We start from the raw sequence: 16,391 nt of genomic DNA, 5'->3' as shown, positions 1-16,391 counted from the left end.
AGCTCATCCTATTAAAACCATTCCGATATCTTATCGTTTTTTGGTAATTAATAGGATGAGCTTTTTTTAAAGGTGAAAAGTCAACAGATACTTATTTTGACTTTTTGAGTTTCTGCTTCAGACCTTTATATTTTACTAAATCAACATTCACAGACCCGACTATTAACTCTGCCTGTATTTTTAATGGTATCCTATTGACATCATTTGAAATCCAAAATTTGATAGGATGTGTACCAGAGAAAAGTTGATTTTCAGGCATTATTGGAGACATAATGTAAGATTCAATACGACCGAATTTTGTATAAACTTTTTCTTTACCTAAGTAGATGATGTTAAAATCATATCCTTCATTTTCCCAAAAAGCATTCATGGTTAAAGTATCACCTTCAGCTAATTGTTCGTAATCAATGGTTCTTAAAAAGTAATACCCAGAAATAACATCATGAGTTTTTGGCTGCATTTTGTATTCTTTGTATTTTTTTTGTGGAGGGTCTTCCTTTTTATGCCACATCGCATTCACCTGACCATTCTCTTGATCGAAATCTAATTGTTCAATTAAAGTATAATTTCCTTCTAATATATCTCTATTGAATTGAGCAGGATATTGGGTTTCAACATTGAAATAGCTTTGCCATAAATCTCTAATTTTCATGGTTAGTCCAAACATGCCAATACTCTTGCCATAAACATCCACTTTGTAACACTCTTGTCCGTTTACTTCATGTAGTTTTTTGTCTAGTTTTACTTCAGCTTGTCCTGCATCAAAAACACCGTAACCCGCTACATAGGTAAGGGTTTCTCCTTTTTCGAATTGGATCTCTTTATTAATAGGAGGGGTTTCATAACGTTTATTTTGGGCAGTTGAACTAGATATCAAAAGTGAAAAAAGCCCAAAGGTAAAATAAAATGAAGTTATGGTTAATTTTATATTATTTTTATCTAGGTTCATGGAATTCTATGAATAACGTAATAATTAAATTCAATATTAGGCAATATTTTGGAAATCGTTGAATTGTATTGCAAAAATTCGATTTAAGCACAACAACAATTTTCTATTAAGCTATTAGATTTGTCTATTGAACAAAAAATTATAGCAATGATAGATACTCACGCTCATATATATTCAGACAAATTCAAAGAGGATATTGACAAAACTTTGTCTCAAGCTTTTAATAATAAGGTGAAACATATTTTGATGCCAAACATCGATCATACATCTATTGATGGTATGTTAGAGTTGGAAGAAAAATATCCTCAACAGTGTCTTTCAATGATGGGACTACACCCTTGTCACGTAGACGCTAACTTTGAAAAAGAACTATATATCGTTGAAGAATGGTTAAATAAGAGAAAGTTTATTGCTGTTGGAGAAATGGGAATGGATCTTTATTGGGATAAGACTTTCAAAGAACAACAAATTGAAGCGTTTAAAATTCAAGCAGATTGGGCTGTGAAACATCAATTACCTTTGGTGATTCATGCTAGAGATGCTATGACCGAAACTATATCTTTACTTGAAGAAATTAAGCAAGAAGGACTTTTTGGTGTCTTACATTGCTTTACAGGTACTCTTGATGAGGCACGTCAGTTAATTGATTTAGGATTCCACCTTGGTATAGGGGGAGTAGCAACATTTAAGAATGGAGGATTAGATAAAGTGATTCCTCATGTAGATATAAAACATCTAGTCTTAGAGACAGATAGCCCATATTTAGCACCTAAGCCCTTCAGAGGGAAAAGAAACGAACCTGAATATACCAATTATGTTTGCGATAAAGTCGCTGACTTTTATGGTATCTCAGGAAGTGAAGTTGAAGAAATTACAGATAGAAATGCGTATGAGTTATTCTCTATAAAAGAGTACTTATCAAAATAGCAGAACCCATGAGCAGAAGAACCTATTTTAAAACAGTAAATATTAATTCCACTGGAACCAATACTTCAGAGACATCAATTTTATTGATTTACACTGGAGGAACTATTGGTATGGATAGAGATCCAAAAACAGGAAGTTTAATTCCGTTTGATTTTGAGAAAATTATTGATGCTGTACCAGAGTTAAAAGCATTTGACTTTGAATTAACTGTGATCTCTTTAGATCCTTTGATTGATTCTTCTGATATCACAACAAAACATTGGGAACAGATAGGGACAATAGTTGAAGGATTTTATGATGACTTTGATGGGTTTGTCATTTTGCATGGTACAGATACGATGGCACATACTGCTTCAGCATTAAGTTTTATGATAGACGGATTACATAAACCTATCATTTTAACTGGTTCTCAATTACCCATAGGAGAAAAAAGAACTGATGCTAGAGAAAATTTGATGTCGGCACTTGAAATTGCCTCCGAAAGACACGAGTCTGGAGAGATGTTAGTACAAGAAGTGTGTATCTGTTTCAATAGTAAACTTCTCAGAGGAAATAGAGCTAAAAAATCTCAGAATTTTAATTTTACAGCTTTTCAAAGTTATAATTATCCCTCATTAGCCGAAGCAGGAATATTTATTGAATATAAAAGAGATGTATTTTGGAAAGATCCTATTAGCGGACCGGCAAAATCTATGAAGAACATTTCAGCAAATGTGATCTTACTTAAGATTTTTCCAGGGATGCAAGAAGCCACAATACGTCAAATTCTGACCACCCCAGGATTACAAGGAGTGGTGTTAGAATCGTATGGATCTGGGAACACTCCAACCTCTGCTTGGTTTCTTGATTTATTAAAAGAAACGGTTGAAAAAGGAATTGTCATTGTTAATATATCTCAATGTAATGGAGGTACAGTCTTACAAGGACATTATGCAACAAGTGCTTCACTAAATAGTATAGGAATTCTGAGTGGAAAGGACATGACTTCCGAGGCAGCGCTCACAAAATTAATGACTTTACTGTCAAAATATGATAATATTGACAGAGTGAAAAAATTAATGGGAATTCCCCTAAAAGGTGAGCTTACTTTGTAAATTAACTAACTATAACATTTATTTAGGTGATTAGTGTTAATTATGCATTTATAATCGAAAATTCCACTTGTATATAAATTTAATTATACATTTATTTGCGAGTCAGTAGTCGTTAAAAACTATCAAAAATAATACTAATTCTATATTTAGTATTAACTTGCTCGACGATTACAGATGATAGTCAAACAAAATTATTTTTACAGTATCGGTGCGTGATTTATCCACGGTAAATTGCGATCTGAACGTTAGAGAGTTATGAAAAAAGTATTCGCGTTATTGATGTTTTTCTGTGCATTGACATTCAACACAGCACAGTTATTTGCACAAGATGAGGCAGCAACAGAAGAAGTTACTACTGAAGAAGTAGTAGAAGAAGCAGCTACAGTTACTGAAATTTCTTCAGACGATGTAGCTCAAGTTGAAGAAGCAACTTATACACAAGCGGTGAAGCAAAAATTCATCGAAGGTGGTTGGGAATTTATGGGTGCAGTATTGATTACTCTAATTCTTGGTTTAGCAATCGCTATTGAGCGTGTTATCACTTTAACTTTATCAACAACTAATACTAAGAAGTTGATGGCTAAAGTAGATGAAGCGTTATCAACAGGTGGTGTTGACACAGCATTAGAAGTAACTAAGGCAACTCGTGGTCCAGTAGCTTCAATTTTTACTCAAGGCTTGATGAGAGCTTCTGAAGGTATCGACATGGTTGAGAAATCAGTTGTGGCATACGGTTCAGTAGAAATGGGTAAATTAGAAAGAGGTTTACCTTGGATCTCATTGTTTATCGCCTTGGCACCAATGTTAGGTTTCATGGGTACGGTAATCGGTATGATCGGTGCATTCGATGCAATCGAAGCAGCAGGTGATATCTCTCCTTCACTAGTAGCAGGTGGTATTAAAGTTGCCCTTCTTACTACTGTAGCAGGTCTAATCGTAGGTGTGATTCTTCAAATTTTCTACAACTACTGTGTATCAACTATCGATAGTATCGTTTTAGATATGGAAGATGCTTCTGTATCATTAATCGATATGTTAGTAAAACACGAAGTAGCTGCTAAATAGTAGCACCTATTTACAAACAGTAAATAGTTAATTGTAGAACTTTAGAATAACACACAATTATGAACGGTGAAGCTATATTTACAGAATATTTGCTACCTTTCACAGGTTTCTTGATCGTTGCGGCATTGATATTAACCGTATTAGGTTTTATCATGTCAATTGCGACAGACCCAAAATCAGCAATTGTAGTAGTAATTGCAGTTGTAGGTTTGGTAGTATTATATTTCATCGGCGTATCACTAGCAGATAGTGAGGTAATTATCGCAGGTAGAGATATGTCAACATTTAATGTTAATGCATTGATTTCTCAAAGAATCGGTGGTGTATTAAACATGACATATTATTTATTTGCAGTAGCACTTGTTGCTATCGTTGTCGATGTATTACAAAGAATTGTCAAATCATTCGGATAAGCTATGTTGAAGAAGAAGCAAAAAGATGCGCCAGAGATTAACGGTGGTGCAATGGCGGATATCGCCTTCCTTCTATTAATCTTCTTCTTGGTGGCGACTACGATTGCATCTGACAAAGGTGTGACAGTAATGTTACCACCAAAGGCAGAACAAACTGATGTAAAAGTTAAGACACGTAACGTATTTAACATTATCGTCAACTCACAAGACATGATCCTTGCTCAAGAAGAACAAGTGAATGACCTTAGTGAGATGAGAAAAAAAGTTAAAGAATTCGTTCTTAACGATTGGACTAAAAAAGATCCAAAATCATCAGAGTCTCCTCAAAAGGCGATTATTTCATTAAAAACTGACCGTGGTACATCTTATGATATGTACATCTCAGTAGTCGACGAATTAAAGTTGGCTTACTCAGAAATGCGTGCTCAGTATTTGAAAATCCCTTTAGAAGATTATCAGAATTTGGATAAAGATAATCCAGCTCAGAAAGAAAAGTTAGATGATGCTAAGAAGGCAATCCCTTACAAAGTATCAGATGCTGAACCTTCTGAAATCTAAAATTAGGTATTCATAAAACGCTGCATTCAATGTAGCGTTTATTTAAAATACTTTGCTATGGCAACGTTTAAGAAAAAAACAAAAACGAAGCAGGACATCCCTACTTCAGCCTTGCCAGATATTATTTTCATGCTTTTGTTCTTCTTTATGATTGCAACGACTTTCCGTGAGTCTGAGCTTTTGGTAAAGAACTCGTTACCTCAGGCATCTGAGTTAACAAAGCTTGAAAAGAAATCGCTAGTGTCTTACATCTATATCGGTGAACCTACTGATAGAAAAAAGTTTGGTACTGAAGCACGTATTCAGGTGAACGATGTACTAATCGATCCTGATCAAATTGTTCAGCACGTAATAACTGAGAAAGACAAACTAGGTGAGGATGGTGATAAAATCACTATGTCATTAAAAATTGATAGAGAAGCTAAAATGGGTATCATTTCTGATGTTCGTCAACAATTAAGAGAGGCGAATGCATTGAAAGTGAACTATGCAGCTAACAAGAAATTACGTTTAGACTAATTTCTTATTATCAATACTAAAAAGGTCATACCGTAAAGGTTTGACCTTTTTTTATGTCTTTTAAATGCTCAATGTTTAATCGATTTGTGATCAAATATATTGCTATGAAAAATGGAATAATCTTATTGGGTAGTTCAAGTTCTAAAGGATTTACTTTTCAATTATCTCAATTGATATCCAAAGAATTCGATTATCCTATCATTGATTTAAAAGAAAAGAACATACTTCCATTCGATTATAATTTCAATAATCAAAATGATGACTTTATCGAGCTATTTGATGAGATATTAAAATACGATCATATAGTTTTTGCTACTCCTGTATATTGGTATAGTATGTCTGGAATAATGAAGACGTTTTTTGATAGACTAACGGATGGATTAATCTTACATAAAGACAAAGGGAGATTGTTAAGAGGTAAGAGCATGTCAGTAATTTCAACAGGAACTGATGAAGATGTAGTTGATTACTATTTTAAGCCTTTTAAATCTTCAGCAAATTATTTAGGTATGAAGTTTAAATGGGAAATTTATGTGAGTTCAAAAGAAGGAATGAGGGTTACAATAGAGGATCTAAAAGAGCACATAAAAGAAAAGTCGTAAGCTGATGAAACAACTTACGACTTTTCTATTTTTAGTGATTACGACTAATATTTAAATGATATCAAGAAGTAATTATTTTACTAATACTAAAGCGGATATAGCTCCAACAACAGGAGATGAAGTTGATTTAATTCCTTTAGCATCTGCTTTATTTCCATCCACAAGAACCTTCCAGTTACCCTTTTCAATAAACTTACTGATATTCTTTCCTTTTTTACCTGAATTGAAAACTACGACAATATCATTAGAAGTCTCACCATTAGGTTGTCCTGTAATAGTGTATCCAATCAAATGATTGTCTTTGAAATCAATAAATTTTAAGTGCTTTTGAATCATTTCAGTAGAAATCATTCTAAAAGCAGGATGTGCTTTTCTAATCTCAATTAACCCTTGGTAATATTGGAATACATCATTATTAGCTACTTTCCAATCGTAATCTAAACGGTTAACAGCATCTGACTTATTGTAAGAATTATGTTCACCACCTTTTGTTCGCATCATTTCAGCACCTGAATGAATAAAAGGTATACCTTGCGATGTTAATACAATTGCTGAAGTTAGTTTATGCATTTTTTTAATATCAGCATCAGAAGCTTTAGGTTGTGATATCTTTAGCTTGTCATATAAAGTATGATTATCATGACAAGATACATAAGTCACTGTTTGATCAGGGCTTGGTGCCCAAGGAGCTTTAGAGTAATTGACTTTACTGTAATCAATTTGATCATGTTGAGTAGAACCAACAATACCAAACTTAATGGCATCATTTAATTTAGTACTTCCTTGTACAAAACCGATTTCATCATCATAAAATACAGAACCTTTAAGAGCGTCACGTATATCATCAGAGAATGCCGCAACACCTTTCATTTTTGGAGTATTGGCTTTGATTGCTCTTTGTTCTATAGGAAGAGGAGAGTCATTGGCAGTCCAGCCTTCACCATACACAATAATAGAAGGGTCAACTTCTTCTTTTAAACGTTTGGCAATTTCATTCATTGTCGTTACATCATGAATACCCATCAAGTCAAAACGGAAGCCATCTAAATGGTATTCTTTAGCCCAATATAAAACAGACTCTACCATGTATTTTCTCATCATTGCACGATCAGAAGCAGTTTCATTACCACAAGCAGAAGCATCAGAGTATCCGCCTTCATTGTTTTGTCTATAGTAATAACCAGGTACTTCTAAAGAGAAATTGGAATCATCGCCACTAAATGTATGATTGTATACAACATCTAGAACTACACGAATACCTTTATTATGTAGTGCTTGTACCATTTCTTTGAATTCTTTTATTCTTACAGCACCATCGTCTGGGTTTGTTGAATATGAACCTTCTGGTACATTGTAATTTTGAGGGTCGTATCCCCAGTTGTATTGAGGGACATCTAATTTAGTTTCATCTACTGTCTTATAGTCATAAGAAGGTAAAAGGTGTACATGTGTAACGCCTAATTCTTCAATATGATCAATACCAGTCTTCACTCCTTTAGGGCTTTTTGTTCCTGTTTCAGTTAGACCAATAAATTTACCTTTATTTTTTATACCTGAGTTTTCAGAAATTGAAATGTCTCTCACATGGATTTCATACAAAATGGCATCGGTTAAGTTTTTTAACGCAGGTCGTTTATCTTGATCCCAATTCTGAGGATTTGTTGATTTAAGATCAACAATTTGACCTCTCATACCATTCGCCCCAACAGCAACAGTATAAATACCAGGAGTTTCAGCAAGAGTTTTATCTTCAGTGGTGACCTGATACGTATAATATGTACCTTTTAGATCTCCATCGACATTCGCGAACCAAGTACCTTTTACAGAAGGCGACATTTCAATTGTCTTTGTTGGTTTTCCGCCTAAATCTTGATCGTAAAATTTCAGCGTTACTGATTGAGCAATAGGTGACCACATTCTGAATGTAGTATTTGATGATGAATAAACTACTCCAAGTTCACCATCATAAGCTGGATATTTGTTATACACGTTCTTCTCAAAATCGTTGTGTCCATCTGCTTGTTCTGATTGTGAACAAGAAAATAGCCAACTAGTTAAACTAAATAAAACTACAGCAATTGTGAATTTATTTCTATTCATATCTCTCTTTGTGATTATTATTTCAGGTTGTAGAATGAATCCTTATATATACTTTAAAAGACGATCAATTTGATCATCATTTTATATAAAGGTCAAATACATTGTATTTTCTGTATATAATTTCTACTCTTTTTTATTAATAATCAATACTTATACAAGAAACTTTTTTTGTAACCGATTGCGATTTAAATATTAATTTTTATTTCTGTAAATAATGCCCTTTTGATGATAAAAAAGTGGTGTAAATAAAGTATTAATCAAACCTTAAATTCATTTAATAAAGTGTGTTTTTAAGACCCTATTTTTTGATTTACCTGAATGAAAAGAAGAATAAATGGTGTAAACTAAAAATACACTAAGTGTTCAAAATTTAACACTTAAAAGTAGGGTGTTCAAAATTTAACAATGTGTATTTTAAATTTGTCATCAAAAAAATAAATTCATTAAAAAAGTGTCAATAAAATGCTGGTTTACTTGAATTTATCATTTTAAAATATCTACTTTGATTCATCAATTTGAATAAATGGATAGAATACTAAAACATATCGCCCCCAAAAAAAGGAGACTTTCAACCCTATTTTTTATAAGGATGGAAGGTGATATGTGCCCTGCTTTTTATCGACGATTACGAAGGTGAGTTCTCAACTTATTCATACTTTAAAAAAACCTAAGTAGATCGGTTTAATTTTTAGATAAAAAGAAAAAACACTATTTTGATTAAATCCCTTGATAGGGCATAACAATGACCATTAAGAATACCATTCAAGAAATGAAACATATATCGAGCTTCTCAATTGTAGAGGCGAGTTTAACTGAGCATAAAGAGTATGCAAAAGATATCTGTTTTCAGATAGAAGAGTCAGCAAAAGCGAGAGGTACTGGTATTGCCAAAAGATCAGTAGAATATATTGAAAATAAATTCGCAGAGGGTAAAGGCGTTATTGCAATAGCAGACGACGGAACTTTTGCGGGATTCTGTTATATTGAATCTTGGGGGCATAATAAATATGTTGCTAACTCAGGTTTGATAGTAAATCCACAATTTAGAGGAACTGGTTTAGCAAAAGCAATTAAGAAAAAGGCTTTTCAATTATCTAGAAAGAAATATCCTGAGGCCAAATTATTTGGTTTAACAACGTCATTGCCTGTAATGAGAATCAATAGTGAATTGGGATACCGTCCAGTTACATTTTCTGAATTAACTGATGATGAGCAATTCTGGAAAGGGTGTCAATCATGTGTTAACTATGATATATTACAACGCACTTTCAGAAAACACTGTTTGTGTACAGGTATGATCTTCGATCCAAAAGATCCGAGATATAAATCAGTAGTAGATACTGATCAATAATAGAGAATAAAAAATTAACAACAAATAAAGAAATAGATCTATGAGTAAGAAAGTGGTTTTAGCCTTCAGTGGTGGTTTAGATACAACATACTGTGTGAAATACCTTTCAGAGGAAAGAGGGCTAGAGGTGCATACCGCTATCGTTCAAACAGGAGGTTTTTCTGATGAAGAATTAAAAGAGATTGAAGAAAAAGCATACAAATTAGGTGTGGTTTCTCATATCACTTTAGATCAAACAGAAACTTTCTATGAGCAATGTGTGAAATATTTAGTTTACGGTAATGCATTACGTTACAATACTTACCCTCTAAGTGTAAGTGCTGAACGTGTTTTTCAAGCATTAGCAATTGCTGAATATGCAAAGAAGATTGGAGCAGATAGTATCGCTCATGGATCAACAGGTGCAGGTAATGACCAGATTCGTTTTGATATGGCATTTAAAATTATCTGTCCTGAAGCTGAAATTATTACACCAATTAGAGATAACCAATTATCTAGACAAGATGAAATCGATTTCTTGATTTCTAAAGGTGTAGATGGTGATTGGTCTAAATCGATGTACTCGATTAACCAAGGTCTTTGGGGGACTTCAGTAGGAGGTAAAGAAACTTTAGGATCGAGATTATCTCTTCCTGAAGAAGCTTATCCAACTCAAGTAACAGAGACTATTCCTAAGAAAATTAGCTTGACGTTTGATAAAGGTGAATTAGTAGGTATCGATGGAAAAATCTATGATAAACCTGTACAAGCGATTCAAGAATTAAATAAAATTGCTTCTCCTTATGGTATTGGTAGAGACATCCACGTGGGTGATACTATTATTGGTATTAAAGGAAGAGTAGGATTTGAAGCAGCTGCCCCGGTGTTAACCATCAAGGCACATCATCTATTAGAGAAGCACACACTTACAAAGTGGCAATTGTATTGGAAAGAGCAATTGGGTAACTACTATGGTATGTTAACGCACGAAGGTCAATGGATTGATCCAGTAATGCGTAACATCGAAAAATTCTTAGAAGATACTCAATCGCATGTGACAGGTGAGGTATTCCTTACATTGTTCCCTTACCGTTTCGAATTGGAAGGTATTGAATCTAAATTTGATTTAATGAACCCTGAATTTGGAGCTTATGGAGAAATGAACAATGCATGGACAGGTGAAGATGCTAGAGGTTTTGCCACCATTTTAGCGAATCAGAACATGATCTTTGGTAAAGTAAAAGATGCTGCCGAAGAGACTGTATCAGAATAATATTTAAACCTGATAACTTGAATTGGTATGACACTAAGGGTGCGGAATTTCTTCTGCATCCTTTTTTATCGAACCAATCTGAATTACTAAAGAAGAAACAACAAACTTATTCAATATTAAAATCATGAAAGTTGGAATTATTGGCGGCGCCGGCATGACAGGCGGTGAATTATTAAGAGTAGTTTTAAATCACCCAGAAGCGGATATTGCCTATGTTCATAGCCGATCGCAAGTAGGAAAACCACTTCATGCTGTTCATAAAGATTTATATGGGGAAAGCGATATCACTTTTACAGGTGAGATTGGAGAGGCAGACGTTGTCTTTTTATGCTTAGGCCATGGTGAATCTGTGAAATTTTTAGAAGATAATTCATTCCCATCATCAACTGTTATCATCGATTTAAGTCAAGATTTTAGATTAGGTGAAGGAATTGTAGAAAATAGATCAATGCAATTGGGCGATCGTAAGTTTATTTACGGTTTACCTGAAATGCAAAAAGAGGACATTAAGTCTGCAAAAAATATAGCCAACCCTGGCTGTTTTGCTACTGCCATTCAAATAGCTTTATTACCACTGGCTGACGCTCAAAAGTTGAACAATGAAGTACATATAAGTGCGATTACAGGTTCTACTGGTGCCGGTGTAAAGCTTATGGCTAGCACAGCTTTTACTTGGAGAACAAGTAATATTTCACATTACAAAGCCTTCCAACATCAGCACTTATTAGAGATAGGTCAAAGTATTAACCAATTGCAAAATGGTTTCGATCACAAGATCAATTTCATTCCTTATAGAGGTAACTTTACAAGAGGAATTTTAGCTTCATGTTATCTGAAATCAGACCTTTCTCAAGAAGAAGCGGTTCAATTATTCAAAGATTATTATGCTGATGCTGCTTTTACAAGAGTATTGGATGGACCTTTGGATCTTAAGCAGGTAGTAAATACAAATAGAGGATTTATCAGTATTGAAAAACATGAGGATACTCTATTAGTAACTTCTGCAATTGATAACCTATTAAAAGGTGCAGTTGGACAAGCGGTTCAAAATATGAACTTGATTTTCGGACTTGACGAGAAGACAGGTTTGAATCTTAAACCAATGGCATTCTAAAAACTCAAAAATCAACTATTATGGCTAATTTATTTGATGTATACCCTTTATTTGACATCACTCCTGTAAAAGGTGAAGATGTTTGGGTATTTGATGAAAAAGGCGAGAAATATTTAGACTTGTACGGTGGACATGCTGTGATTTCTATCGGGCACACTCACCCTCACTATAAAAAACAACTTTCTGATCAGTTAGAGAATTTGGTATTCTATTCTAACTCCATTCAGAATCCACTTCAAAAAGAATTGGCTTCGAAATTAGGAGAAGCAAGTTGTTATCACGATTGGAATTTATTCTTATGTAATTCTGGAGCAGAGGCCAATGAAAATGCTTTCAAATTAGCTTCGTTTTATAATAAGAAAACAAAGATTATTTCTTTTACTAAAGGATTCCACGGAAGAACATCTTTAGCAGTAGCGGCAACGGATAACAAAAATATTGTTGCTCCATGTAATGCTGTTCATGATACTTTAATTCTTCCTTTTAATGATGTTGATGCCTTAAAAGAAGCTTTTGCTCAACACGATATTTGTGCTGTTGTTGTAGAAGGTATCCAAGGTATCGGAGGTATTTATGAGCCTACAGTAGAATTTATGCAAGCGATCAGAACTTTATGTGATGATCAAAATGCAGTGTTCATCTCAGATGAAATTCAATCAGGTTACGGACGTTCTGGAAGATTCTTCGCACACCAATGGTATGATGTAGTTCCTGATGTTGTGACATTGGCTAAAGGAATGGGTAATGGCTTTCCTATTGGAGGAGTGTTCATTTCGCCTAAATTCGAGGCTACATACGGAATGCTTGGAACAACATTTGGCGGAAACCATTTAGCTTGTGCAGCAGGTATTGCAGTATTAGATGTTCTAAAAGATGAAAATCTAATAGAAAAATCAGTTGCAGTAGGAGAGTGGTTAGTAGAACAATTAAAATCCAACCCAGCAATCAAAGAGATTCGTGGTAAAGGATTGATGTTGGGTATTGAATTGAATGAGGCAGTTGCTCCATTAAGAAAGAAATTATTATTTGATCATAAAATCTTTACAGGAGCATCGTCTAACAAAAATACGGTACGTCTATTACCTCCTTTAACATTAACTAAAGAGCAAGCTCAATTATTTGTAGATGCTTTTGAAGCAGTAACTAAAGAAATCGTATAAATCCCACTATAGAAATGGAAAAATTTTTATCTGTAAACGATGTTCAAGATGTAAATGAAATCGTTCAAAGTGCACTAAAGATAAAAGCTAACCCGGAAGCATACGGGGATGTTGGCAAAAATAAAATGTTAGGCTTATTGTTCTTCAACCCAAGTTTAAGAACAAGATTAAGTACTCAAAGAGCAGCACGTCACTTAGGTATGGACGTGATGGTCATGAATATTGATAAAGACGGTTGGAAAATCGAAACAGAAGATGGTGTTGTTATGGACAGCGATAAAGCAGAGCACTTAAAAGATGCCGCTGCAGTTATCAGTCAGTATTGTGATATCATTGGAGTTCGTTCTTTCCCTAGCCTTCAAAATAAAGAGGAAGATTATGCAGATTCTATCATGAAGGATTTTGTGAAATATGCAAAATCACCAATTGTATCTTTAGAGTCAGCAACACGTCATCCACTACAATCTTTAGCAGATTTAGTAACTATCAGAGAGAATTCTGATAAACCTAAGAAGAAAGTAGTCTTAACATGGGCTCCTCACCCAAGAGCTTTACCTCAAGCAGTACCCAACTCATTTGCTGAGTGGATGAACACTGCTGATGATGTGGAATTAATCATCACTGCACCTGAAGGTTATGAGTTAGACCCTGAATTTACAGGTAATGCTAAATTCACTACTAACCAAGATGAGGCTTTAAAAGATGCTGATTTTGTTTACGCCAAAAACTGGTCATCAACAACAGAATACGGAAAAGTAGTTTGCAAAGATAATTCTTGGCAAATAACGGAAGAGAAAATGGCATTAACAGACAACGGTAAGTTCATGCACTGTCTTCCAATTCGTAGAAATGTTGTAGCAAGTGATGCCGTTCTTGATAGCGAAAACTCTCTAATTTTAGAGGAAGCGAATAATAGAACTTTTGCAGCAGCAGCAGTGTTGAATGCAATGCTTGAGAAAGAAGACTAATTAGTAACTAGGAGCTAGGAGTGTTTACAACCTCATTTTAATTAATAGGTAATAACTAATAAGGAATGGAGTACCACCTAATTAAGATTTCAATCTTAATTAGGTTATTATTCAATTAACCCATGATTTCAATCATGGGGGATACACAGGTCCCCTCCACCGAACTCAAGTTCATACACACAATGACGTTGCAACCCAACGTCATTGTTATATTTAGAAATCAATAAAAGAAACATACAATCTGATGAAAATATCAGTCATAAAAGTTGGTGGAAATATCATTAACGACGAGCAAGCTTTAGCAAGTTTTTTGGATCAGTTTTCTGCATTAGAAGGACCTAAAGTTTTGGTTCATGGTGGAGGTAAGTTGGCAACAGCAATGGCTAAGCGTCTAGGAATCGAGCCAAAAATGGTAGACGGTAGACGTATCACCGATGCAGATACTTTAGAAGTAGTTACGATGGTGTATGGAGGATTAGTCAATAAGAATATTGTAGCTAAACTTCAGGCAAAAGGAACGAACGCTATTGGTTTAACTGGTGCAGATGCCAATATTATTGAGTCTGATAAAAGAACAGGTTGGGAAATCGATTATGGTTTTGTTGGTGATGTAAGAAAAGCAAATGCAGCACCTATTGTTGGTTTATTAGAACAAGGAATTACTCCCGTTGTCGCTCCTTTAACTCATAATGGAGAAGGTCAGTTATTGAACACCAATGCAGATACAATGGCTCAAGCAACAGCTGTGGCATTAGGACAATCAGGTCATGAAGTATCTCTTAGATACTGTTTCGAAAAAGCAGGAGTATTATTAGATATCAATGATGATAATTCTTTAGTACCAGTATTAAACCCTCAGAAATTCGAAGAGTTTAAAGCAGAAGGCGTAGTTGCTGATGGAATGCTTCCTAAACTAAAAAATGCTTTTGATGCGATTGATGCATCAGTAACAGAAGTATGGTTAGGGAAAGTGGAAGGATTACTTTCGAAGGAGCCTGTGGGGACGAAGATAATAGGTAGCAAGTAGGAGTTAGGAATTAGGAGTTGATGAGTTTACGCCCTTCTGCAACGAAACAAGTTACAAGTGGTTCGCTCCTCATAACGCAAGTACGAGTCAGTAGACTCGCGCTAGTTTAAAACAAAATCTTAACTCCTAATTCCTACCTCCTAACTCCTAATTATTTCATATCTTGATAGTAAATCAATTAAAACAAGATGAAACATCCTGAATTAGTAGAAAAAGCTACTGCTTTATTAAAGCAAATGATTGCGACAGAATCTTTAAGTAGAGAAGAAGATGATGTAGCAGAAATTGTAGCTCGCTTTTTTATAGAAAATGATGTTGAAGTACATCAATATAAAAATAACCTTTGGGCACAGAATAAACATTATGATGAGAAAAAAGAAACTATCCTTTTAAACTCACATATTGATACAGTAAAACCTAATAAAGACTGGACGCTAAATCCATTCGATCCTAAAGTAATTGATGATAAATTATTTGGTTTAGGAAGTAATGATGCAGGAGGATGTTTAGTAAGTTTAATTGCTACCTTCCTCTATTTTCATAAAAGAGAAGACCTACCTTTTAATCTAGTTATTTGTGCTTCTGCTGAAGAAGAAGTGTCAGGAAAAGAGGGAATTGCTGATGTTTGGGATCAATTACCTAATATTGATTTTGCAATAGTTGGTGAGCCTACCCTAATGCAAATGGCAGTAGCAGAAAAAGGATTGATGGTATTGGATTGTGTAGCTCATGGAGAATCGGGACATGCCGCTAGGAACGAAGGTGTAAATGCACTTTATAAAGCAATTAAAGATATTGATTGGTTTAGAAATTATCAGTTTCCAAAAACGTCTCCTACATTAGGACCGATAAAGATGTCGGTAACGGTAATTGAGGCTGGTACACAACATAATGTAGTACCTTCAGAATGTAAGTTTGTTGTAGATGTAAGAACAACAGATGCCTATTCCAATTTAGAAACCTTAGAGATTATCAAAAAGGAAGTAGGTAGTACGGTAACACCTAGATCTACTCGCTTAAATCCTTCAGGAGCACCAATGGATCATCCTGTGATCAAGGCAGGGTTGAACCTTCAAAAAGAAACATATGGTTCTCCAACCCTATCAGATCAAGCATTAATGCCAATTCCCTCATTAAAAATGGGTCCTGGAGACTCTGCAAGGTCGCATACTGCAGATGAATTCATATATTTGTCTGAAATCGAAAAAGGCATTGAAGGTTATATCAAAGTCTTAGAAGGATCGATAATAATATATAGTCAATCAAAGTGATCAATCATCACTCATAAAAAT

General features: G+C 34.5%; 16 protein-coding genes. 14 read left to right on the top strand and 2 right to left on the bottom strand.

Going from position 1 to position 16,391, the window contains the following annotated elements; translation table 11 throughout:
• Positions 1-91: 91 nt before the first annotated feature.
• Positions 92-949, bottom strand: coding sequence for a DUF3108 domain-containing protein (locus NH26_RS08090; protein WP_052432083.1), 858 nt, complete (start codon positions 947-949; stop codon positions 92-94).
• A gap of 147 nt (positions 950-1,096) precedes the next feature.
• On the opposite strand from NH26_RS08090, the gene NH26_RS08085 reads away from it, so the two are divergent.
• From NH26_RS08085 to NH26_RS08055, 7 genes are all read left to right on the top strand, one after another.
• Positions 1,097-1,876, top strand: coding sequence for a TatD family hydrolase (locus tag NH26_RS08085; RefSeq protein ID WP_044224951.1), 780 nt, complete (start codon positions 1,097-1,099; stop codon positions 1,874-1,876).
• Between the two features lie 8 nt (positions 1,877-1,884).
• A complete protein-coding gene (locus NH26_RS08080) occupies positions 1,885-2,970 on the top strand; it encodes an asparaginase (RefSeq protein WP_044224954.1) in 1,086 nt (361 codons plus the stop codon).
• A gap of 255 nt (positions 2,971-3,225) precedes the next feature.
• Positions 3,226-4,035, top strand: a complete 810-nt coding sequence (locus tag NH26_RS08075; protein ID WP_044224957.1) for a MotA/TolQ/ExbB proton channel family protein — start codon at positions 3,226-3,228, stop codon at positions 4,033-4,035.
• Positions 4,036-4,094: 59 nt separating this feature from the next.
• Positions 4,095-4,448, top strand: a complete 354-nt coding sequence (locus tag NH26_RS08070; protein WP_044224959.1) for a hypothetical protein — start codon at positions 4,095-4,097, stop codon at positions 4,446-4,448.
• 3 nt (positions 4,449-4,451) lie between these two features.
• Positions 4,452-5,006 (top strand): ExbD/TolR family protein, encoded by a 555-nt coding sequence (locus NH26_RS08065; RefSeq protein ID WP_044224962.1) that lies wholly within the window; start codon positions 4,452-4,454, stop codon positions 5,004-5,006.
• Positions 5,007-5,063: 57 nt separating this feature from the next.
• Positions 5,064-5,525 carry an ExbD/TolR family protein gene (locus tag NH26_RS08060; protein ID WP_044224965.1) on the top strand — a complete coding sequence of 154 codons (462 nt, stop codon included), beginning with the start codon at positions 5,064-5,066 and terminating at the stop codon, positions 5,523-5,525.
• 104 nt (positions 5,526-5,629) lie between these two features.
• A complete protein-coding gene (locus NH26_RS08055; RefSeq protein WP_044225167.1) occupies positions 5,630-6,127 on the top strand; it encodes a flavodoxin family protein in 498 nt (165 codons plus the stop codon).
• A 72-nt stretch (positions 6,128-6,199) separates the two neighbouring features.
• Here NH26_RS08055 and pulA read toward each other — a convergent pair whose 3' ends face one another.
• Entirely contained in the window at positions 6,200-8,227 is a 2,028-nt protein-coding gene (gene pulA, locus NH26_RS08050; protein ID WP_044224968.1) for a type I pullulanase, read from the bottom strand.
• Between the two features lie 769 nt (positions 8,228-8,996).
• On the opposite strand from pulA, the gene NH26_RS08045 reads away from it, so the two are divergent.
• The 7 genes from NH26_RS08045 to NH26_RS08015 all read left to right on the top strand — a co-directional run bounded on the left by NH26_RS08045 (position 8,997) and on the right by NH26_RS08015 (position 16,370).
• Positions 8,997-9,578: a GNAT family N-acetyltransferase gene (locus NH26_RS08045; RefSeq protein WP_052432092.1), complete on the top strand. Its 582-nt coding sequence runs from the start codon at positions 8,997-8,999 to the stop codon at positions 9,576-9,578.
• Positions 9,579-9,618: 40 nt separating this feature from the next.
• Positions 9,619-10,830 carry an argininosuccinate synthase gene (argG, locus tag NH26_RS08040; protein ID WP_044224974.1) on the top strand — a complete coding sequence of 404 codons (1,212 nt, stop codon included), beginning with the start codon at positions 9,619-9,621 and terminating at the stop codon, positions 10,828-10,830.
• Between the two features lie 124 nt (positions 10,831-10,954).
• Positions 10,955-11,944 (top strand): N-acetyl-gamma-glutamyl-phosphate reductase, encoded by a 990-nt coding sequence (argC, locus tag NH26_RS08035; RefSeq protein WP_044224976.1) that lies wholly within the window; start codon positions 10,955-10,957, stop codon positions 11,942-11,944.
• Positions 11,945-11,964: 20 nt separating this feature from the next.
• Positions 11,965-13,104, top strand: coding sequence for an aspartate aminotransferase family protein (locus NH26_RS08030; RefSeq protein WP_044224979.1), 1,140 nt, complete (start codon positions 11,965-11,967; stop codon positions 13,102-13,104).
• Between the two features lie 14 nt (positions 13,105-13,118).
• The gene (locus NH26_RS08025; RefSeq protein WP_044224981.1) at positions 13,119-14,072 is read left to right on the top strand and encodes an N-acetylornithine carbamoyltransferase; all 954 of its coding nucleotides are present in this window, start codon (positions 13,119-13,121) and stop codon (positions 14,070-14,072) included.
• Positions 14,073-14,316: 244 nt separating this feature from the next.
• Positions 14,317-15,099 (top strand): acetylglutamate kinase, encoded by a 783-nt coding sequence (gene argB / locus NH26_RS08020; RefSeq protein ID WP_044224982.1) that lies wholly within the window; start codon positions 14,317-14,319, stop codon positions 15,097-15,099.
• Positions 15,100-15,287: 188 nt separating this feature from the next.
• Positions 15,288-16,370, top strand: a complete 1,083-nt coding sequence (locus tag NH26_RS08015) for a M20 family metallo-hydrolase (protein WP_044224983.1) — start codon at positions 15,288-15,290, stop codon at positions 16,368-16,370.
• Positions 16,371-16,391: the final 21 nt, after the last annotated feature.

Source organism: Flammeovirga pacifica, from assembly GCF_000807855.2.
Lineage (GTDB): Bacteria > Bacteroidota > Bacteroidia > Cytophagales > Flammeovirgaceae > Flammeovirga > Flammeovirga pacifica.
The sequence above is the reverse complement of the archived record's forward strand: the minus strand, read 5'-3'. Positions and strand labels throughout refer to the sequence as shown.